Genomic DNA, 19,567 nt, shown 5'->3' on the forward strand with positions numbered 1-19,567 from the left:
GAGACGTGACGCGCATCTCTTCACCGCCAATCGATCGCCGGCGACCGCTAACGTCACTCAGGACCGCCAAATGCACAGGGTGTGAGGGGACAGCAGTGGCAAAGAAGCTTGCCGTCATCGGCGCCGGACTGATGGGTTCCGGCATCGCGCAGGTCTCGGCCCAGGCGGGCTGGGACGTGGTCCTCCGCGATGTGACGGACGAGGCGCTGGCCCGCGGCAAGGGCGGCATCGCCGCCTCCTTCGAGAAGTTCGTCGCGAAGGGCAAGCTGGCGGCCGACGCCGCCGAGGAGGCGCTCGGTCGGATCACCACCACCACCGACCTGGACGCCGTCGCCGACGCGGACGTCGTCGTCGAGGCCGTCTTCGAGAAGATCGAGGTCAAGCGCGAGATCTTCCAGGCGCTGGACAAGCTCGCCAAGGACGACGCGGTGCTGGCCTCCAACACCTCGGCGATCCCGATCACCAAGATCGCCGCGGCCACCTCCCGGCCCGAGCGGGTGGTGGGCACGCACTTCTTCTCGCCGGTGCCGATGATGCAGCTCTGCGAGCTGGTGCGCGGCTACAAGACCAGCGACGAAACCCTCGCCACCGCGCGGGAGTTCGCCGAGTCGGTCGGCAAGACCTGCGTCGTGGTCAACCGCGACGTGGCCGGCTTCGTCACCACCCGGCTGATCTCGGCACTGGTCGTCGAGGCCGCCAAGCTCTACGAGTCCGGGGTCGCCAGCGCCGAGGACATCGACGTCGCCTGCAAGCTCGGCTTCGGCCACGCCATGGGGCCGCTGGCCACCGCCGACCTGACCGGCGTCGACATCCTGCTGCACGCCACCGAGAACATCTACACCGAGTCCCAGGACGAGAAGTTCGCCCCGCCGGAGATCATGCGTCGCATGGTGGACGCCGGTGATATCGGCCGCAAGAGCGGGCAGGGGTTCTACGCACACTGACGCTGCGTCAGTCTGTACTCCGGCGGGGTCACCCCGCAGGGTGATTTCGGTATCGGTTCGCTTACAGACGGCAACTTCGCCGCATGAGAGGCAGTCAGATCGGTAGACGACAATGCACCACAACCCATGACATCGGGGAGCGCATATGCACATCAGGGGCGACCACGCCGAGCTGGTCGTCGGGGGCCGCCTCGACGTCCGCAGCGCGGCGGACGCCCGGACGGTCCTGCACGCCGCGGTGGACTCCGGTCGCGGTGACCTGGTGCTGGACCTGACCGAACTGGATTCGTGGGACGCCACCGGGCTCGGCGTGATCATGGGCGCGCACCGCCGGGCCGGCCGCAACAACCGGAGGTTGGTCCTGCGCGGAGTGCCGCCGCAGATGCAGCGGCTCCTGGTCGCCACCCGGCTCCACCGCATCCTCGCGATCGAGGGCGGGATCGAAGCGGAATCGCTTCCCCGGGTGTGAGGCGGGGCGCGGTCACCACCCGCGCCCCGCCTCGCCGCGACCAGATCGGGAAAAATGCCGCAAGCCGTACACATCACCTGATCTGGTGTGGTTTCCGTCAAGGTGCCACCCCGCCCGTGCCCCGCGCCGGGGACCGGTCTATGGTTCGGTTGCCCGCCGTGTGCCATCATCCGCGGCGGGGCACCGGACCAGACGCGACGGCTGAGGAGATCCGCCGGAGCCGGGGGAGTGCGGACGGCCGGAAGCACCGACGGCACGCACATCTGGGAGCTTGCAGCATGGACCCGAACACCACCCCGGGGCCCGAGGAACACGGCCAGCAGGACGGTCCGGCCGGCCCGCCGCCGCCCGAGGCCACCGGCCGCCAGGGCGGATCCGGCGGCCTCGCCCGCGTCGTCCGGCTCGTCTCCGGCAACTACCTCGTCACCGTCAACCCGGTCGACGGGTGCGAAATACAGCCCTGCCCGCCCGGCGAGCGCCCCGCCCCGCCGGTCAAGCTCGACCCGCAGGAGCGCGCCGCCGCGGCCCGCGCCGCCCAGCCGCCGGCACCGTCCGGACCGCTCTCCTTCGCCGGCCACGAGATCCTCCTCGAAGAGCGCTCCGAGGACATCGCCCGGCTGGTCCGGCTGCTGACCCGCGGCCGCTCGGTCCGCGTCACCGGCCCCGCCGGCTCGGGCCGCACCCGCCTGCTGGACGCGGTCGCCGGCAGCGTCGCCGACCTCGCCCCGGACGGCGTGGTCCGGCTCTCCGGCTACCACCGCAGCGTCACCGACGTCCTGCACGCCCTGTTCGCGGCGGTCTACCGGGCCCCGCAGCACCGCCCGGAGCGCCCGGAGCTGCTGCGCCTGCTCGGCGGCATCGGCGCCGTCGTCGTCCTGGACGACCTGGAGTTCGGCGGCGCCGCGCTCGACGAACTGCTGGAGGCCACCCCCGAGTGCGCCTTCCTCTTCGCCGCCACCCCCGACGTGCCCGCCCCCAGCGCCGACGCCCACGTCGAGGAGGTCTTCGTCGGCGGCCTCAGCAAGGAAGCCGGCCTGCGGCTGCTGGAGCGCGCCGTGGACCGCCCGCTCACCCGCGACGAGAAGACCTGGACCACCGACCTCTGGTTCGAGTCCGAGGGGCTGCCGCTGCGGTTCGTCCAGGCCGCCGCCCTGCTCCGGCAGCGCGACAAGGCCCGGACCGCACCGGGCGCCCTCGACGACGGCTACGGCCTCTTCCCCGAGGACGGCCCGGCCGACGCGGCGGACCCGGAGCAGCGCCCCGGGGTGCCGCTCCCGGCCGTCGGCGAGGCCGCCGCGCCCGCCCCGCTGCTCGCCGAGCGGCTCGGCGCCGCCGCGCAGGAGACCCTGCGCTTCGCCCTCGCCCTGGGCGGCGAGCTGCCGCACCAGGCGCACCTGCCGGCCCTCACCCAGGACACCCACGCCGACGCCGCCCTCGGCGAACTCCTCGGCTGCGGTCTGATCAGCCCCGTCGGCGGCCACTACCGGCTCGCCGCCACCGTCCAGGAGCAGCTGACCGAGGCCGGCTACGCCGAGGGCGCCGCCGCCCGGGCGCACGCCGCCGCGCAGCACTACGCCTGGTGGGCCGGCCACCCCTCGGTCACCCCCGAGCGGGCCGCCGCCGAGTCCGATGCGGTGCTGGCCGCGATGGCCGTGCTGACCGGCAGCCGGGAGAACGGCCACCCGGCCGCCGCCGTGCTGCTGGCCCGCACCGCCGCCCCGGCGTTCGCCGCGGCGCTGCACTGGAGCGCGTGGGAGCGCAGCCTGCGGCACGGCCAGGAGGCCGCCCGGCTGGCCGGCGAGGTCGCACAGGAGGCGTACTTCCACCACGACCTGGGCGTGCTCGCCCTGTGCAGCGGCAACGTCGACCGGGCGCGCGCCGAACTGGAGGCGTCCATCGGCCTGCGCGGGGTGCTCTCCGACCGCGACGGCGCGGTCGCCGGGCGCCGGGCCCTGGCCCTCGTCATCGACCGGTCCCGGGCCGCCGCTGCGGACGCGCCGACCACCCTGCTGGCGTCCGTCGGCCCGGCCGTCGCGGCCGGCGGCACCGCCGGCGGGCAGGGCGCTGCGGAGCCCCACGACCCGGCCGCCGAGGCGTCGCCGGACGCGGTGTCGACGGCCAAGCTCCAGGCCGTCGCCCGACCGGAAGGCCCCGCCGGCACGGTCACCGCCCGACCCGCCGCCGGGGCCGCACGGCCGGCGCCCTCGTCCGGCGAGACCACCGCGGCCCTCCCGGCCGCGAAGACCGCGAAGACCGCGAAGGCAGCGAAGGCAGCGGCCGCCGCGGCGAGCGCGAAGAGCGGCGGCGCCGCCGGCGGTCTGGGCCGCGGCATCCGCCGCACCGGCCGCCGCAACCTCATCGCCGCCGGCGCCGCCGTGCTGGTGGCCGCCGCGCTCGGCACCGCCCTCACCCTCGGCATGTCCTCCGACGCCTCCAGCCCGCACGACGACAAGGTCACCACCGACCAGTCCCCGGCCGCCGGCGGCGACAGCCAGGAACCGGCCCAGGAGCCCGGCACCGGCGCCGGCCTGCCGCCCACCGGCTCGGGCACCACCCGACCGGGCACCCCCAGCGCCCCGGGCCACCGCCCCACCACCGCGCCGACCGCCCCCGGCACCACCGGCGCCCCCACCACCCCGACCGGCGATCCGACCTCCGGCACCACCGGCCCGACCGGCGGGCCCACCTCGCCCACCGGCCGCCCGACGCCCCCCACGCACAGCCCGACCAGCAGCCCCACCGACCCCACTCCGACCCACAAGCCGACCGGTACGCCGACGGACCCCACCCCGACCCAGAAGCCCACCGACACCCCGACCGGACAGCCGCCGACGACGTCCGGCGGCTCCTCGGGCGGCAAGCCGTCCGGCAGCAACTCCGCGGTGGCGCCGTCCACGAGCAACGGCGGCGCGGCAACCGCCTCGGACACCCCGCCGGCCCCGTCCGACCCGTCGGCATCCAGCCAGGGCACACCGGCCGGCTGACGCCCCCGGCGTCCCTCGGGCCCCACCCGGCACACCCGCCACGGGCCGCAACGTCACGACGGCCCGGTACGCGCGCCTCCCGCCAGAGCGGCGGGAGGCAGGCGTACCGGGCCGTCGTCGTCCGGCCGGCGCGGGCCGGTCAGAACAGGCGCAGCTTGTCGTCCTCGATGCCGCGCAGCGCGTCGTAGTCCAGCACCACGCAGCCGATCCCGCGGTCCGTGGCCAGCACCCGGGCCTGCGGCTTGATCTCCTGAGCTGCGAAGACGCCCTTCACCGGCGCCAAGTGCGGGTCACGGTTGAGGAGTTCGAGGTAGCGGGTGAGCTGCTCGACGCCGTCGATCTCACCGCGCCGCTTGATCTCGACGGCGACGGTCTGCCCGGCGGCGTCCCGGCACAAGATATCCACCGGGCCAATGGCGGTGGGGTATTCACGCCGAATAAGCGAGTAGCCCTCGCCCAGTGTCTCGATCCGGTCGGCGAGCAACTCCTGGAGGTGGGCCTCCACGCCGTCCTTGATGAGTCCGGGATCCACCCCGAGCTCGTGGGAGGAGTCGTGCATGACCTCCTCCAGGGTGATGATGAGCTTCTCGCCGCCCTTGTTCACCACCGTCCAGACGTTGCCGTCGCCCTCCTTGAGGGAGCAGGGCGGGGACATCCAGTTGAGGGGTTTGTAGGCCCGGTCGTCCGCATGGATGGAGACGGAGCCGTCCGCCTTCACCAGGATGAGGCGGGGGGCGGAAGGAAGGTGGGCCGTGAGCCGACCCGCGTAGTCCACGGAGCAGCGGGCGATGACGAGACGCATGGTGCGCCACGCTACTCGAACCGGGGCCGCCGACGCGATTCGCCCCCGCCCCGGGGTCCCTTTACGGCGGAAACCCCCGCACCCCCGGCGCGGGTCCTTGGCCGGTTGTATGTGCAATCTCCTGGTGCGGGCCCCTTGCGCGGCATACCGTTGACGCGGGGGGTCGCGGGGCGAACACGCTCTGTCGCGAATTCCCCTTGTCCCATCCATAAGGCCCCGTTCGTCCCGGCGGGGTCGCGAGAGGAGAACCTCATGTCGCTCGACGTCTCACCGGCCCTCCTCGAACAGGCCGAGCGAGGCGAGGTCGACGAAGCCGCGTTTGTCGACTGCGTCCGCACCTCCCTGCCCTACGCATGGGGGATGATCAGCTCTCTGGTGGACCGGCTGAAGGCGGACGGTGGAGAGTTCGCCGACAACCAGACGCCGCCGCCGAACGAGCAGGCGCGCGGCCAGCTGCTCCGTGCACTGGCGAGTGACGCCATCCGCGGCTCGCTGGAGCGCCACTTCGGAGTGCGCCTCGCCTTCCAGAACTGCCACCGGGTCGCGGTCTTCCCGCTCGACCCGGCCGTCGACCAGCGGCTGGTCCGCTTCACCTCGGTCCGCGGCCAGTTGCTGAACCAGTCGCCCGAACTCCGCGACTGCTGAGCGGAGTTGCTGCCGCTGAGCCGGTCGACCGGAGCACCCTCCGGAACCGCGCACCGGCGGCAGCACCACCGACCAGCCGTGCCCCAGACCGGTGAGAGCTGACCCCGCCGCCCACCCCCGGCGGGGTCACACCAACTGCGGCAGCACCTCCGTGCCCAGCCGCCGGACGTTCTCCTCGGTGGCGGCGAGGTCCCCCGAGCCCTCCACCATCAACGCGAACCGTCGGATGCCGGTGCGCTCCGACGTCGCCGCCAGCCGGTCCGCGCACAACTCCGGCGGCCCCACCGGATGCAGCGCGCACAGCAGCTCCGTGTACGCCAACGGATCGCGCATCGACCGGTACCGGCCGTCGACCGTCACGTGCGCGCCCAGCCCCTGCCGGAACCAGCCGGGCATCGCCTTCGTCAGCGTCTCCACCGCGGCCGGCCGGCCGTCCGCGACCTGCACCACCCCGGCCGAGACGTGCTCCGCCGCGGCCACCTCGGCCGGGTCCCGGCCGGCCGCCAGCGCCGCCGAGCGCCACAGCGCGACCATCTCCGCCTTCTCCTCGTCGTCGCAGTGCATCCCGAGCAGCATCGGCAGCCCGCGGGCGGCGGCCAACCGGACCGAGGACGGCGAGGTGCAGGCGACCACCACCGGCGGACCGTCGGTCAGCCCCTGCGGGTCGTCCGGATCGACCAGTGCCTCGGCCGCCCGCGGCACCACCGCCACCTCGCGGAACGCGTACCGCTCGCCGGCGGCGCCCACCCGCGGCTCGCGCAGCCAGCGCAGCAGCAGATCGAGCGATTCAGGGAAGCCGTGCTCGTACGCCGCGAGGCCGGCACCGAAGACCTCCAGGTCCACCCAGGGACCACCCCGGCCGACGCCGAGCGTGAACCGGCCCTCCGACGCCAGGTGCAGCAGCGCCGCCTGCTCGCCGAGCGCCACCGGATGCTGGGTCGGCAGCACGCTCACCGCCGTGCCGACCCCGATCCGCCGGGTCCGCCCCAGCAGCAGCGCGGCCAGCGTGGCTGCTTGCGGGCAGACCCCGTACGGGACGAAGTGGTGTTCGGCCAGCCAGACTTCGTCGAGTCCGGCCTGTTCCGCGATCTGTGCGGAACGCACCGCGCGGTGCAGTGCTTCCCCCTGCCCCTGACCGGGGAATTGGGCGGCCAGGATGAAAGCCCCTACGCGCATCGCTCTCTGCCTCCTTGCAGCCGACGCGACCCCCCCCTCACCCGGCAACAACGGGCGACACGTGCCCAGGGCACGGCCTGACGCGAAATTTCCAGATCATCGCAGAAACGTGACGGCGGACTTTTGCCCCTGACCGCGCCGCGTACGCTGGTGACAGCCCTCCCCCGAGCTCTCCACTCCGTTCGGGCTGGGGGCTCCCCTCCCCGTCGATCTGCCGAGGTGTGCCGTGTCCCCGCGTCGAAACCGCCAGCGCGGTGCGAATCCCCCCGACCGCGCGGACCACTCCGGCGTCGGCCGCTACGGCTTCGAGACCACCGAGGAGTGGCACGGCGAGGACTGGGTGGTCCGCCCGGTGGGCGGCGCCGGCGCGGCCAAGCACTACCGCTGCCCGGGCTGCGACCAGGAGATCCCGCCCGGCGTCCCGCACGTCGTCACCTGGCCCCGGCACGGCGACGTGGACGACCGCCGGCACTGGCACAAAGCCTGCTGGAACGCACGGAACCGCCGGAGCGCACGGCTCCAGCGGTCCCGTAACGCGCCGCGGTACTGACCGCGTCACACGTCACACGTCGCGCTGCCGCATGGTCGCGTAGGCGGCGCCGAGCGCGACGGCGGCGAGGCCCATGACGATCCACAGCGGCTGCCAGCCGGACGGGCCGCCGTCCACGAACGGGAACTTGTTGCCGTACATCACGGTGAGCTGGTTGGGGATCGAGTAGCCCATCAGGAAGTTGCGGACCCCCTCCAGGCTGTCGGCGAACATGAACATCGACAGCACGAACGGCAGCAGCACCACCCCGACCATGAGCGTGATGGCGCCGGCGGAGTGCCGGATCAGCGAGCCGACGGCCAGGGCCAGCAGCCCGAGGAACGAGACGTACAGGCCGATGCCCACCGTCGACCGCAGCCACTCGCCGGCGCCGACGTGCACCCGGCTGATGTCGCTGATCATGGCGTTGTCGGTGAGTGCGACGAGTCCGGTGACGACGGTGGTCACCACGAAGGTCAGCGCGAAGAAGACGAGTGCCTTGGCCGTCAGCACCCGGCCGCGGTTCGGACAGGCCGCCAGGGTCGTGCGGATCATGCCGGTGCCGTACTCCGAGGAGGTCACCAGCACGCCCAGCGGCAGCACGCACAGGACGCCCAGCAGCATCCCGAAGAGCCCGAAGAACAGCGGCGAGGTGTCGCCGACGGTGCTCATCGACGCCACCGACACGGCCACCAGCACACCGATGCCCAGGACGAGGACGGTCATCACACCCAGCGTCCACACCGTCGACCGCACCGAACGGATCTTGGTCCACTCGGCGGCCAGCGCGTGCCCCAGGTGCGTCGGGCGCACGGGGATGGGGGAGACGTAACCGGGCGTCGCCGCCTGCCAGTTGGCGGCCGGGGCCGGGGCCGGGGCCGGGGCCGGGGCCTGCTGCTGCGGGACCGACGCGTGCTGCGGGGCCGGGCCCGGGTGCGGCGGGGCCGGCGGCTGCGCGGCGGCGGTGAGCAGCATCGTGCCGGCCTCCTTGCCCGGCCCGTGCGCCGACAGCGGCGTCGGCTCGGGATGGCCACCGGCCGGCGGCTGCGCCTGGAGCATCATCGTGCCGGCCTCCTTGGCGGGCGCCGGCGGGGCCGGTGCCGGCGGCTGGGCCTGGAGCATCATCGTCCCCGCGTCCTCGGCGGGGGCGGGCTGAGCCGGGGCGGGCTGCGGCGGAACGGCGGGCGGCATCGGCCCGGCGGACGGGGCGGGCGCGGGCACGGCGGGCGGCATCGGCTGCGCACCGGGCGCCGGCTGCGGCTGGGGCTGCTGAGGGCTGGTCATCGGGCGTCCTGGGTGTGCGGCGCGGGCTGGTCGGTCGGGGCGGCGGGCGGCGCCGGCGGAGCCGGGGGACCGGCCGGCGCGTACGGGGCCGCTGGCATGGGGGCGGGCGGCTGCTGCCCGTACGGGTGGGGCGCACCGTACGCGGCGGGTGCCCCGTACGGGTGACCCTGCTGCGGGGGCACCGGCCCGCCCGGCACCGGGGCGGGCCGGGCGTAGGGGTCCTGCTGGGCGTACGGGTTCGGCGGCGGTCCGGGCATCCCCGGCGGCACCTGGCCCGGCGCGCCCGGCTGGCCCGGCACGAAGCCCTGCGGCGCGGCGGCCCCCTGCGGCGGGTACCCGGCCACCGGTTGCAGGCCGGCCCGCTGGTCGGCCGTCGAGCGGTAGTCGACGGCCCCCTGCGTCATCCGCATGTACGCCTCCTCCAGCGATGCCTGGTGCGGCGACAGCTCCCACAGCCGGACATCGGCCGCGTGCGCCAACTCGCTGATCCGGGGCAGCGGCAGCCCGGTCACCCGCAGCGCACCGTCCGCCTCCGGCGCCGCCTGCCCACCGGCCTCGGCCAGCGCCGCGGTCAGCTTCTCCCGCTGCTCCGGTGCACCGTCCGGCGTCCGCACCCGCGCGAAGTCCGCCGAGTTGGCGGAGATGAAGTCCTTGACGGCCATGTCCGCGAGCAGCTGCCCGCGGCCGATCACGATCAGGTGCTCCGCGGTCAACGCCATCTCGCTCATCAGGTGCGAGGAGACGAAGACCGTACGGCCCTCGGCCGCCAACTGCCGCATGAGGTTGCGCACCCACAGGATGCCCTCGGGGTCCAGGCCGTTGACCGGCTCGTCGAAGAGCAGCACCTGCGGGTCGCCGAGCAGCGCCGCCGCGATCCCCAGCCGCTGCCCCATGCCGAGCGAGAAGCCCTTGGACCGCCGGTGGGCGACGTCCTGCAGCCCGACCACCCCCAGCACCTCGTCGACCCGCTGCGCCGGGATCCCGGACAGCTGCGCCAGCGACAACAGGTGCGCCCGCGCGCTCCGTCCGCCGTGCACGGCCTTCGCGTCCAACAGCGCACCCACCTGGCGCGCGGCGTTGGGCGTCTGACGGAACGGCCGACCACCGATCGTGGCGTGGCCGGCCGTCGGGGCGTCGAGGCCCAGGATCATCCGCATCGTCGTCGACTTGCCGGAGCCGTTGGGCCCGAGGAAGCCGGTGACGGTTCCCGGACGCACCTGGAACGACAAGTTGTGCACGGCCGTCTTCGGCCCGTAGCGCTTGGTCAGGCCGACTGCCTCGATCAATTCTCCGCCCCTCGCGAGATGGTCGGGGCAGAGGCGCCCTCGTGCCCCCCATGAGGGTTATGAGGCTATCGGCACGTTGACGGTTCCCGCCAAAACGGCGGAAACGCCGGCCGGCGGCCGCCCGGCCTCAGGCGTCCCGCTTGTCCAGCAGCAGGTAGCCGACCAGCAACGCGGCCACCGTCCACACCGCCATGATCCCGAAGCCGCCCCACGGCCCGTACGGCGTCTCGTCGTTGACCGGCGCCACCACCTGCATGATCTTCGAGCCGGCCTGGTCCGGGAGGTAGCGCCCGATCCGTCGGGTCGCCGACACGTTCCCCAGGATGTTGGAGATCAGGAAGAAGAACGGCATCAAGATGCCCAGCGACAACATCGGGCTGCGCAGCATCGTGGCCACCGCCATCGAGAACAGCGCGATCATCGTCATGTAGAGCGCGCCGCCGACCACCGCCCGCAACACCCCCGGATCACCCAGGTGCGCCCGGTGCCCGCCCAGCGCCGCCTGCCCCGCGAAGAACGCCGCGAAGCTCGTCGCCAGCCCCACCACGAAGACCAACGAGGTGGCCACCAGCATCTTGCAGAAGAGGAACACGCCCCGCTGCGGCACCGCCGCCAACGAGGTCCGGATCATCCCGGTGCCGTACTCGTTCGACACCACCAGCACCCCGAAGACGATCATCGCCAGCTGCCCCAACCCCATCCCCGCGAAGCTCATGTTGGTGGGATCGAAGGCCAGCCGCCGCTCGTCCGGCATCGCATCGAAGTCCTTCCGCGTCAACGTGCAGATCACCACGCCCAGCACCACGGTGACCACCACCGCCGTGCCCAGCGTCCACACCGTCGACCGCACCGACCTGATTTTGACCCACTCCGCACGCAGGACCTGCCCGACGACAGCCATCCGTCAGCTCCTCTTCCTCTGCCAGCCCGCACCCCAACCTCCCGGGGGCGCCCCACCCGACAGCGCCCGCTCCGGAACCACCGGCCGCTGCGGCATCCCGCGCCCCGGCCCCGGCCGACCGCCGTTGTGCGCGTGGTACTCCACCGCCCCGGCCGTCAACCGCATGAACGCTTCCTCCAACGACGCCTGCTGCGGGCTCAACTCGTGCAGCACCACCTGCTGCGCCGCCGCCAGTTCGCCCAGCCGCTCCGCCGGCACCCCGTCGACCTCCAACACGCCGCCCCGACCGGCCACCGCCCGCACGCCCGCCCGGTGCAGCACGTCCAGCAACCGTTCCCGGTCCGGCGACCGCAGCCGCACGTACGACCGCGAGTTCTGCCGGATGAACTCCGCCATCGAGGTGTCCGCGAGCAACCGCCCCTGCCCGATCACCACCAGGTGCTCCGCGGTCAACGCCATCTCGCTCATCAAATGGGACGACACGAAGACCGTCCGCCCCTGGGCCGCGAGGTTCTTCATCAGATGGCGGATCCAGTGGATGCCCTCCGGGTCCAACCCGTTGACCGGCTCGTCGAACATCAGGATCCGCGGGTCGCCGAGCAGCGCCGCCGCGATCCCCAGCCGCTGCCCCATGCCGAGCGAGAAGCCCTTCGACCGCTTCCGCGCCACCGACGTCAACCCGACCAGGTGCAGCACCTCGTCGACCCGGGTCCGCGGAATGCCGTTGCTCCGGGCCAGGCACAGCAGGTGGTTCGCGGCGCTCCGGCCGCCGTGCACCGCCTTGGCGTCCAACAACGCCCCGACGTACCGCAACGGATCCGTCAACTGCCGGTAGTGCCTGCCGTAGATCCGCACCGCACCGGCCGTCGGATTGTCCAGACCGAGCACCATCCGCATGGTGGTGGACTTCCCCGCACCATTGGGACCGAGGAAGCCGGTGACGATGCCCGGCCGCACGGTGAACGTCAACCCGTCCACCGCGACCTTGTCACCGTAATGCTTGGTCAGCCCCATGAGCTCGATCATGCACAGAACGCTAGGACCGTCCCCGGACCCCCGCCAGCTGGGCGACGCCGCCCGCATGACGCTTCACACGACCGCGCCCCCGCACCACCACAACGGGCGGTACGGGGGCGCGGAACGAGCTGCGCGAAACCTCCGGTGTCAGGCGACCTCAGCGGCTCTGCTGGGCCGGCACGCCACGGGAGACCGACTCGTCGTCGCCGGGCGCACCGGCGGCGGCCACCGCCGCACCGGTCAGCGTCGCCAGCATCTCGCGGACGTTGGTCAGCTGCGCGTTGATCGAGTCGCGGCGGTTGGTGAGCGCCGCCAGCTCGCGCTCCGATTCGCTGCGGATCCGGTCGGCCTTGGCGTTGGCGTCCGCCACGATGTCCTCGGCCTGGCGCTGCGCCGTCTCCACCGTCTGCCGGGCCCGACGCTCCGCGTCCGTCCGCAGCTTCTCAGCCTCCAGGCGCAGCTGCTCCGCCCGGTGCTCGATCTCGGCCAGGCGCTTCTCCGCCTTCGCCTGACGGGAGGCCAGGTCGCGCTCGGACTGCTCGCGGCGCTTGGCGAGGTTCGTCTCGAAGTCCGCGGCGGCCTGCGCGGCCTTGGCGCGGGTCTCCTCGAAGAGGGCGTCCGCCTCCTCCCGCTTGGACTGGGCGTCCTTCTGCGCCTCGGCACGCAGCGTGGACGCCTCGCCCTTCGCCTTCTCGACGATCCGCGCGCCCTCGTCCTCGGCCTTGGACTTGCGCTCGACCGCGAACGCCTCCGCGTCGTTGCGGACCTGCTGGGCGGCCGACTCGGCCAGCTCACGGTGCTGCTCGGCGGCCCGACGGGCCTCCTCGCGCAGCTCCTTGGCCTCCTCCTCCGCGAGACGGAGGATCTTCTCCACGCGCGCCCCGAGGCCCGCGTAGGAGGGTTCGGCGTCGGTGACCTGGGCCTGGGCGTTCTGCGTCTCGAGGTGCAGCTCCTCGATGCGCTTCTCCAGCGAGGTGATACGGGCCAGCGCACTGTCGCGGTCCGCGACCAGTTTCGTAATGCGGTCATCCACCTGACCGCGGTCGTACCCACGCCGCACGAGCTCGAAGCCGAAGGGGGAGGAAGTGTCGCTCATGGGGTTCCTGTCGAAAGAGACCGGTGAGGTGATAAGGAGAATCCTAGGGGTCTTAACGGCGTGTCATCGAGTCATTGCGCGTTTGAAGTGGAGAATGACCCCTCATTTGAGTGGCTACCCCTCAGACTGCTTGCCACTCGAACGAGTTGTCCCGGCCCCCGCGGCGGCCTTCGCCGCCCCTTCCTTCCCGTCCCCGCCCTGCGTCGGCACCTCGAACGACTCCAACGCCTCCAGGACGTCCTGCACCCGGGAGATCTCGGTGTTGATGTCCTTGCGCCGGCGCGCCAGCACCTCCAGCTCCCGCTTGCCCTCCGCCACGATCCGCGCGGCCTCCTCCTTGGCGTCGGCACGCATCTTGTCCGCGTCCCGCACCGCCGCGCCCTTCTTGTTCTCGGCTTCCTTGATCAGGCCCTCGGCCTTCTTCACCGCGGCGATCCGCACCTTGCTCGCCTCGCTGTTGGCGTCGGCCATCAGCTTCTCGGCCTTCTCCGCGGCCTCCGCCTGCTGCGCGGTGGCCTGCGCGATCAGCTTGTCCACCCGCTCGCCGGCGTTCTTCATCGCCTCGGCCGACTCTCGCCGGGCCCGCTCGTGCAACTCCTCCACGTCGGACTCGACCCGGATCCGCAGCTCCTCCGACCGATCCCTTATGGCCGTCGCGTCCCGCCGCGCCTCACCGAGCAGCGTGTCCGCATCCGTCCGCGCCTTCTCCACGCGCGCGTTGCCCTCGGAGGTGGCCTCGCGCACGATCCGCTCGGCCTCCTTGCGGGCCGCCCCGACCATCATGTCGGCCTGCTCCTCCGCGCCGGTCGCGGTCTTCAGCGCCTCCTCCTGCGCCTTGGCGATCAACTGGTCGGCCTGTTCGGCCGCGTCGCCACGGCGCTTGGCGGCCTCCTTGCGCGTCTCGTCCAACAGCCGGTCGGACTCCGCCTGCGCCTCGGCCCGCTGCCGCTCGGCAGCCGCCTCGGCCTCCTCCCGGACCTTCGCCGCCTCCGCCCGCGTGCGGGTCGCGTGCTCCTGCGCCGCCGTGACGGTCTCCGCCGCCTCGGCCCGCAGCCGGTCGGCGTCCGCCGTGGCCGTCGCGAGCATCCGGTCCGCCTGCTCGCGGGCGTCCGCCCGGGCCCGGTCCGCCGCGCGCTCGGCCTCCGCCGACCGCTCCGCCGCCTCCGACCGCAGCCGCTCCGCCTCGCCGGCGGCCTCCGCCACCAACTCGTCGGCCTGCGCCGCCGCGTCGGCCCGCGTCTTGTTGGCCGCCGACCGCGCCTCGTCCGCGACCCGCTCGGCCTCGGACCGCGCGCCCTCCAGCGCCTCGCCCGCCTCGGCCCGCAGCCCCTCGGCCGCCTCCGTGGCCTCGGCCACCAGCCGCTGCGCCCGCTGCTCGCCCTCGGCCCGCAGCCGCTCGGCGGCCTCCTGGCCCTCCCGGACCGCACGCTCCGCGTCGTCCTGCGCCGACGACGTCAGCTCGGCCGCCTCGGTGACGATCCGTTCGGCCTCCGCCCGCGCCTCGGTCAGCAGCCGATCGCACTGCTCGGCCGCCTCCGACCGCATGCGGTTGGCGTCGTCCCGTGCCTCGGCCCGGGCCCGCGCCGCGTCCTGCTCCGCCGACGCCAACGCGTCCGACGCGTCGGTACGCAGCTGCTGCGCCTTCGCCGTCGCGTCCCCGACCGCCTTCTCGGCCTTCGCGGTGGCCTCGGCGACCAGTCGCTCGGCCTCCGCGGTGGCCTCGGAGACCAGCCGGTCGGCCTGCTCGGCCGCCTCCGAGCGCGCGGTGTTGGCGTCCCGCCGCGCCCCGTCCAGCACCCCGGCCGCTTCCGACCGCAGCCGCTCGCCCTCGTCGATGGCCTCGGCGACCGTCCGCTCCGCGAGTGCCTTCGCGGCGTCCGTCGCCTCCTGGGCCTCGGCCCGCACCCGCGCCGCGTCCTGGGACGCGCGCTCCCGCTCCGCGTAGGCGTCCGAGCGGACCCGGTCCGCCTCCTGCTGCGCCTCCGTCGTCGTGCGCTCCGCGGCGTGCTCCGCCGCCGAACGCAGCCCGGCGATCTCCTCGTTGGCCTGCTCGTGCAGCCCCGCCACCGCGTCGCGCACCTGCTGCGCGGTCTGCTCGGCCGCCGCCACCAACTCGGCCGCCCGCCGGTCCGCCTCCTCGACCAGCCGCTCGGCCTCGGCCTGCGCCTCACCGACCCGGGTACGGGCCGACGCCAGCAGTTCCTCGCTCTGCTCCCGCGCGGTGGTGCGCTCCTGGTGGGACTCCTCGCGCGCCTCGCCCAGCAGCTGCTCGGCCTCCCGGCGCCGCCGCCCGGCCTCCTCCTGGGCCTCGGCGAGCGCCTCCGCGGCCTCCGTGCCCGTGCGCTCCGCGGCGGCAGCCGCCTCCGCACGCACCCGGTCCGCGGTCTCCTGCGCCTCCGCCTTCAGCCGCTCGGCCTCCGCCGCCGCCTCACCGCGCAGCCGCGCAGCCGCCGCTTCGGCCTCCGACCGCGCCGTCGACGCGTCCTTCGACGCCTCCGACCGCAGCCGCTCGGCCTCCTCCTCGGCCTGCTGCTGGAGCGACCGCCGCCGCTCCGCGGCCTCGGCCTTGAGCCGGGCCGCCTCCTCCTGCGTCTCCCGCCGCAGCCGCTCGGCCTCGGACCGCGCCTCGCGCAACGACTCCTCGGCCGCCGCCAGCTTCTCCTCGGCCTCGCCGCGCAGCCGGTCCAACTCCGCCTGGGCCTCGGCCCGCCGCTCCTCGGCGGCCTCCTCGGCCTCGCCGCGCAGCCGCTCGGCGCTCTCCTCCGCCTCGCGCGTCAACTCCTCGGCGGCCTGCGTGCCTTCCAGCAGCAGCTGCTCGCCCTCGGTGCGCGCCCGCTCCAGCGCCTCCTCGGCCTGCCGGCGCAGCGAAGCCGCCCGCTCGATGGCCTCCGTCCGCACCCGCTCGCTCTCCGCGACCGCGCCCGAACGGGTCTCCTCCGCGTCCGACTTGGCCTTCGACAGCAGCTCCTCGGCGGTCCCGGCCGCCTCCTCGATCTGCTGGACGGCCTCCCGGCGCGCCTCGCTGCGGATCCGCTCGCCCTCCGCGACCGCGTCCGCCCGCAGCTGCTCGGCCTCGCCGCGCAGCCGCCGTGCCTCCTCCTGGAGTTCGGCGGTCTTGGCGCGGTACTCCTTGGTGTCGTTCTTCGCCGCGCCCTTCAACTGCTCGGCGGTGTCGTGCGCCTGCTCGCGCAGCCGGTCCGCCTCCGCCTCGGCCTCCCGGCGCAGCCGTTCGGCCTCCTCGGCAGCGGCCTTCGTGGTCGCCTTGGCGTCCTCCGACGCCTTGGTCACCATCTCCTCGGCGGCCCGCGCGGCCTTGGCCAACTGCGCCGCGGAGTCCTCCGCCGCCTTCGACCGCGCCGACTCCTGCGCCTCGGAGAGCAACCGCTCCGACTCCGCCCGGGCGTCCGCCCGCAGTTGCTCGGCGTCCGCCCGCAGCGCCTCGGCCTCCTTGGTCGCCTCCGCGACCAACCGGGCGACCTCCGCCTTCGCCGTGCGCGAGCGCTGCTCGTTCTCCGACTCCGTCGCCGACAACCGCTTGCCGGCAGCCTGCTGGGCCTCCTCGACGAGCTTCTCCGCCTCGGCCCGGGCCTCCCGCAGGGCCGTGTCGGCCTCCTGCACCCGCGCCTCGGCGGTACGCGTCAACTCGGCCGCCTGACGGCGCGCCTCCTCCGACTCCGCGCCCGCCGTCGTCCGCAGCTGCTCGGCCTGGTCCGTGGCCTCCTGGGCCTGGCTGGACGCGGCGTTCAGCAGCCGCTCGGCGTCCGTGCGCGCCCGGCGCAGGATGGATTCGGCTTCGCTCCGCGCCTCCTCGGCGGCCGTGCCCAGACGCTCCCGGGCCCGATCGGCCAACCGCTGCGCCTCGGCCCGCGCCGTCGCCAGCGCCTGCTCCGCCTCGGCCCGGGTCTCCTCCATCAGCCGACGGGCCTGCGACTCCGTGCGCGCCCGCAACTGCTCCGCCCACGCCACGTTCTCGTTGACGTGCGACTCGACCGTCTGCCGACGCTCGTTCAGCTCTTCGTCCAACCGCTGCCGGCGGGTGACCGCCTCGGCGTGCAGGTCGGCGTCGAGCCGGGCCTGCCGCTCGGCCGCCTCCTGCAACAGCCGTTGGGTCTGCGCCCGCGCCTCGCGGACCTCCCGCTCGGCGTCCGAACGCAGCTGATCCGCCTGGATCTGCGCGTTGCGCAACAGCTGTTCGGCCTGATGGCTGAGGTTGTCGTAGGCAGGCCGGGACGCGAGGTTGCGACGCGCCTCGTGGAGCTTGGCACGCAACACCTCGACCTGATAGCCGAGGTCGTCGGCGTGCTGGACGGCCTTGTCCCGCTCGGTCTTCAGCCGCTCCATCTCGGCTTCGAACTGCGAGAGGTGGTCGGTCTCAGCCCGCTGACGCTCCTGGCGCTCGTTGCCCCGCACTGCGCGGTCCCATCCGTCCCCTGGTCATGGCGGCGGCCGGCTCCGGCACTGCGGCGCGCGTCCCGTACCCGTCACGGCGTACCGGACCCGCGCCCTCGGAGCTGACCCTTCCGAAGAAATGGTGTCAGATCATCGGCAGAGTATGGACCGAGCCCCACTCCCTTACCCCGGCCGAAGCTGCACTCTACCGGCCGGGGAAGGCGAAGGTCAGTGGTCAGTCGCCTCCGGAGCCGCCGCGGTGACGAGTTCGGTCAGCACGCCGTGGCAATCCTTGGGGTGCAGGAAGGTGATCCGGGACCCCATCGAACCCCGGCGCGGCTCGTCGTACAGCACCCGGACGCCCTTGCTGCGGACGTCCGCGGCCACGCCGTCGACGTCCGCCGTTCCGAACGCGATGTGGTGCACGCCCTCGCCGTTCTTGGCCAGCCACTTGCCCACCGCGGAGTCCTCCCGGGTCGGCTCCAACAACTGGAGGTACGAGGCACCCCCGTCCGAGGTCTCGTTGATCTTGAGCATCGCCTCGCGGACCCCCTGCTCCTCGTTGACCTCGGTGTGGAACACCTCGAAGCCGTACGTGGCACGGTAGAACTCGACGGTCTTGTCGAGGTCGAAGCAGGCGATCCCGATGTGGTCGATTCGCGTCAGCATGGCTCCAGTGCACCGCTCGCACGGCTGGTTACGCAACGTGCGCGCGATCACACCCGCTTGCCGGTGACCCGGCGACTACCCCTCAGTACATTGACGGGAACCCTCGTTAACTTCCCGGCAAAGGAAGGCCGCATCGTATGTCTGCAACGAACGGCACCACCTCCGTGATCGTCGCCGGAGCGCGCACCCCCATGGGCCGCCTCCTCGGCTCGCTGCGCAGCTTCTCCGGCGCCGACCTCGGCGGGGTGGCCATCAAGGCGGCGCTGGACCGTGCGGGGATCGGCGGCGACCAGGTGCAGTACGTGATCATGGGCCAGGTCCTACAGGCCGGGGCGGGGCAGATCCCGGCGCGTCAGGCCGCGGTCAAGGCCGGCATCCCCATGAGCGTCCCCGCGCTGACCGTCAACAAGGTCTGCCTCTCCGGCCTGGACGCCATCGCGCTGGCCGACCAGCTCATCCGCGCCGGCGAGTTCGACGTGGTCGTCGCCGGCGGCCAGGAGTCCATGACGAACGCCCCGCACCTGCTGCCCAAGTCCCGCGAGGGCTTCAAGTACGGCGCGGTGGAGATGCTCGACGCGATGGCCCACGACGGCCTCACCGACGCCTTCGAGAACATCGCGATGGGCGAGTCGACCGAGAAGCACAACACCCGTCTGGGCCTCGGCCGCGCCGAGCAGGACGAGGTCGCCGCGCGCTCGCACCAGCGGGCCGCCGCCGCCCAGAAGAACGGCCTGTTCGAGGCCGAGATCACCCCGGTGGAGATCCCGCAGCGCAAGGGCGACCCGGTGCTCTTCAGCAAGGACGAGGGCATCCGCGGCGAGACCACCACCGAGACCCTCGGCAAGCTCCGCCCGGCCTTCGCCAAGGACGGCACCATCACCGCCGGCAGCTCCTCGCAGATCTCCGACGGCGCCGCCGCCGTGGTCGTCATGAGCAAGGCCAAGGCCGAGGAACTGGGCCTGGAGTGGATCGCCGAGATCGGCGCGCACGGCAACGTCGCCGGCCCCGACAACTCCCTCCAGTCGCAGCCGTCCAACGCGATCAACCACGCCCTCGCCAAGGACGGCCTCAGCGTCCAGGATCTTGACCTGATCGAGATCAACGAGGCGTTCGCGGCGGTCGCCGTGCAGTCCATGAAGGACCTCGGGGTTTCCCCGGAAAAGGTGAATGTCAACGGCGGCGCCATCGCCCTGGGCCACCCGATCGGCATGTCCGGCGCCCGCATCGTGCTGCACCTGGCGCTGGAGCTGCGGCGGCGCGGCGGCGGCACCGGCGCGGCCGCGCTGTGCGGTGGTGGCGGTCAGGGCGATGCGCTGATCATCCGGGTACCGGGCAAGTAACGGGTCGTGCCGTCCCGCGTCTCCGGGCGCGGGACG

At 73.5% G+C, this 19,567-nt stretch carries 15 protein-coding genes; 6 read left to right on the forward strand and 9 right to left on the reverse strand.

All coding sequences use genetic code 11. The annotated features are described in order from the left end of the window. The first annotated feature begins 95 nt into the window (after positions 1-95). The 3 genes from ACJ6WD_RS31125 (at position 96) to ACJ6WD_RS31135 (ending at position 4,397) form a co-directional block, all read left to right on the forward strand. On the forward strand, positions 96-944 hold the full coding sequence (locus ACJ6WD_RS31125; RefSeq protein ID WP_331249210.1) for a 3-hydroxyacyl-CoA dehydrogenase family protein: 849 nt from the start codon (positions 96-98) through the stop codon (positions 942-944). Between the two features lie 145 nt (positions 945-1,089). After that, positions 1,090-1,413: an STAS domain-containing protein gene (locus tag ACJ6WD_RS31130; RefSeq protein WP_016575624.1), complete on the forward strand. Its 324-nt coding sequence runs from the start codon at positions 1,090-1,092 to the stop codon at positions 1,411-1,413. A 278-nt stretch (positions 1,414-1,691) separates the two neighbouring features. Next, positions 1,692-4,397 carry an ATP-binding protein gene (locus tag ACJ6WD_RS31135; protein ID WP_407616999.1) on the forward strand — a complete coding sequence of 902 codons (2,706 nt, stop codon included), beginning with the start codon at positions 1,692-1,694 and terminating at the stop codon, positions 4,395-4,397. 139 nt (positions 4,398-4,536) lie between these two features. On the opposite strand, the gene nucS is transcribed toward ACJ6WD_RS31135, so the two are convergent. Beyond that, a complete protein-coding gene (nucS, locus tag ACJ6WD_RS31140) occupies positions 4,537-5,199 on the reverse strand; it encodes an endonuclease NucS (protein WP_407617000.1) in 663 nt (220 codons plus the stop codon). Between the two features lie 252 nt (positions 5,200-5,451). Between nucS and ACJ6WD_RS31145 the strand changes: the two genes are divergently transcribed. Further along, positions 5,452-5,844: an SCO5389 family protein gene (locus tag ACJ6WD_RS31145; RefSeq protein ID WP_016575396.1), complete on the forward strand. Its 393-nt coding sequence runs from the start codon at positions 5,452-5,454 to the stop codon at positions 5,842-5,844. A gap of 126 nt (positions 5,845-5,970) precedes the next feature. Here ACJ6WD_RS31145 and ACJ6WD_RS31150 read toward each other — a convergent pair whose 3' ends face one another. After that, entirely contained in the window at positions 5,971-7,020 is a 1,050-nt protein-coding gene (locus ACJ6WD_RS31150) for an LLM class flavin-dependent oxidoreductase (protein ID WP_233661257.1), read from the reverse strand. A gap of 226 nt (positions 7,021-7,246) precedes the next feature. Between ACJ6WD_RS31150 and ACJ6WD_RS31155 the strand changes: the two genes are divergently transcribed. Then, positions 7,247-7,570 (forward strand): ATP/GTP-binding protein, encoded by a 324-nt coding sequence (locus tag ACJ6WD_RS31155; RefSeq protein WP_233661256.1) that lies wholly within the window; start codon positions 7,247-7,249, stop codon positions 7,568-7,570. A 12-nt stretch (positions 7,571-7,582) separates the two neighbouring features. Here ACJ6WD_RS31155 and ACJ6WD_RS31160 read toward each other — a convergent pair whose 3' ends face one another. From ACJ6WD_RS31160 to mce, 7 genes are all read right to left on the reverse strand, one after another. Further along, positions 7,583-8,833, reverse strand: a complete 1,251-nt coding sequence (locus tag ACJ6WD_RS31160; RefSeq protein WP_407617001.1) for an ABC transporter permease — start codon at positions 8,831-8,833, stop codon at positions 7,583-7,585. Further along, entirely contained in the window at positions 8,830-10,119 is a 1,290-nt protein-coding gene (locus ACJ6WD_RS31165) for an ABC transporter ATP-binding protein (RefSeq protein WP_233661255.1), read from the reverse strand. Before ACJ6WD_RS31165 ends, ACJ6WD_RS31160 begins: the two co-directional genes overlap by 4 nt. Before the next feature lie 127 nt (positions 10,120-10,246). Further along, the gene (locus tag ACJ6WD_RS31170; protein WP_233661254.1) at positions 10,247-11,020 is read right to left on the reverse strand and encodes an ABC transporter permease; all 774 of its coding nucleotides are present in this window, start codon (positions 11,018-11,020) and stop codon (positions 10,247-10,249) included. A 3-nt stretch (positions 11,021-11,023) separates the two neighbouring features. Then, on the reverse strand, positions 11,024-12,046 hold the full coding sequence (locus ACJ6WD_RS31175; protein WP_376444901.1) for an ABC transporter ATP-binding protein: 1,023 nt from the start codon (positions 12,044-12,046) through the stop codon (positions 11,024-11,026). A gap of 148 nt (positions 12,047-12,194) precedes the next feature. Continuing rightward, positions 12,195-13,133 (reverse strand): cellulose-binding protein, encoded by a 939-nt coding sequence (locus ACJ6WD_RS31180; protein WP_016577859.1) that lies wholly within the window; start codon positions 13,131-13,133, stop codon positions 12,195-12,197. Positions 13,134-13,247: 114 nt separating this feature from the next. Then, positions 13,248-17,543, reverse strand: coding sequence for a polarized growth protein Scy (scy, locus tag ACJ6WD_RS31185; protein WP_407617002.1), 4,296 nt, complete (start codon positions 17,541-17,543; stop codon positions 13,248-13,250). 207 nt (positions 17,544-17,750) lie between these two features. Then, the gene (gene mce / locus ACJ6WD_RS31190; protein ID WP_016570488.1) at positions 17,751-18,191 is read right to left on the reverse strand and encodes a methylmalonyl-CoA epimerase; all 441 of its coding nucleotides are present in this window, start codon (positions 18,189-18,191) and stop codon (positions 17,751-17,753) included. A 164-nt stretch (positions 18,192-18,355) separates the two neighbouring features. Here mce and ACJ6WD_RS31195 point away from each other — a divergent pair, with 164 nt between their 5' ends. Next, on the forward strand, positions 18,356-19,531 hold the full coding sequence (locus ACJ6WD_RS31195) for an acetyl-CoA C-acetyltransferase (RefSeq protein WP_016570487.1): 1,176 nt from the start codon (positions 18,356-18,358) through the stop codon (positions 19,529-19,531). The last annotated feature ends 36 nt before the right edge of the window (positions 19,532-19,567 follow it).

The sequence above is a fragment of the Streptomyces sp. VTCC 41912 genome (assembly GCF_045799175.1).
Lineage (GTDB): Bacteria > Actinomycetota > Actinomycetes > Streptomycetales > Streptomycetaceae > Streptomyces > Streptomyces albulus_C.

Coding starts and splice junctions, on each gene's coding strand:
- ACJ6WD_RS31130 (WP_016575624.1), top strand. CDS start 1,090: ATGCACATCAGGGGCGACCACGCCGAGCTGGTCGTCGGGGGCCGCCTC.
- ACJ6WD_RS31135 (WP_407616999.1), top strand. CDS start 1,692: ATGGACCCGAACACCACCCCGGGGCCCGAGGAACACGGCCAGCAGGAC.
- nucS (WP_407617000.1), bottom strand. CDS start 5,199: ATGCGTCTCGTCATCGCCCGCTGCTCCGTGGACTACGCGGGTCGGCTC.
- ACJ6WD_RS31145 (WP_016575396.1), top strand. CDS start 5,452: ATGTCGCTCGACGTCTCACCGGCCCTCCTCGAACAGGCCGAGCGAGGC.
- ACJ6WD_RS31150 (WP_233661257.1), bottom strand. CDS start 7,020: ATGCGCGTAGGGGCTTTCATCCTGGCCGCCCAATTCCCCGGTCAGGGG.
- ACJ6WD_RS31160 (WP_407617001.1), bottom strand. CDS start 8,833: ATGACCAGCCCTCAGCAGCCCCAGCCGCAGCCGGCGCCCGGTGCGCAG.
- ACJ6WD_RS31170 (WP_233661254.1), bottom strand. CDS start 11,020: ATGGCTGTCGTCGGGCAGGTCCTGCGTGCGGAGTGGGTCAAAATCAGG.
- ACJ6WD_RS31175 (WP_376444901.1), bottom strand. CDS start 12,046: ATGATCGAGCTCATGGGGCTGACCAAGCATTACGGTGACAAGGTCGCG.
- ACJ6WD_RS31180 (WP_016577859.1), bottom strand. CDS start 13,133: ATGAGCGACACTTCCTCCCCCTTCGGCTTCGAGCTCGTGCGGCGTGGG.
- mce (WP_016570488.1), bottom strand. CDS start 18,191: ATGCTGACGCGAATCGACCACATCGGGATCGCCTGCTTCGACCTCGAC.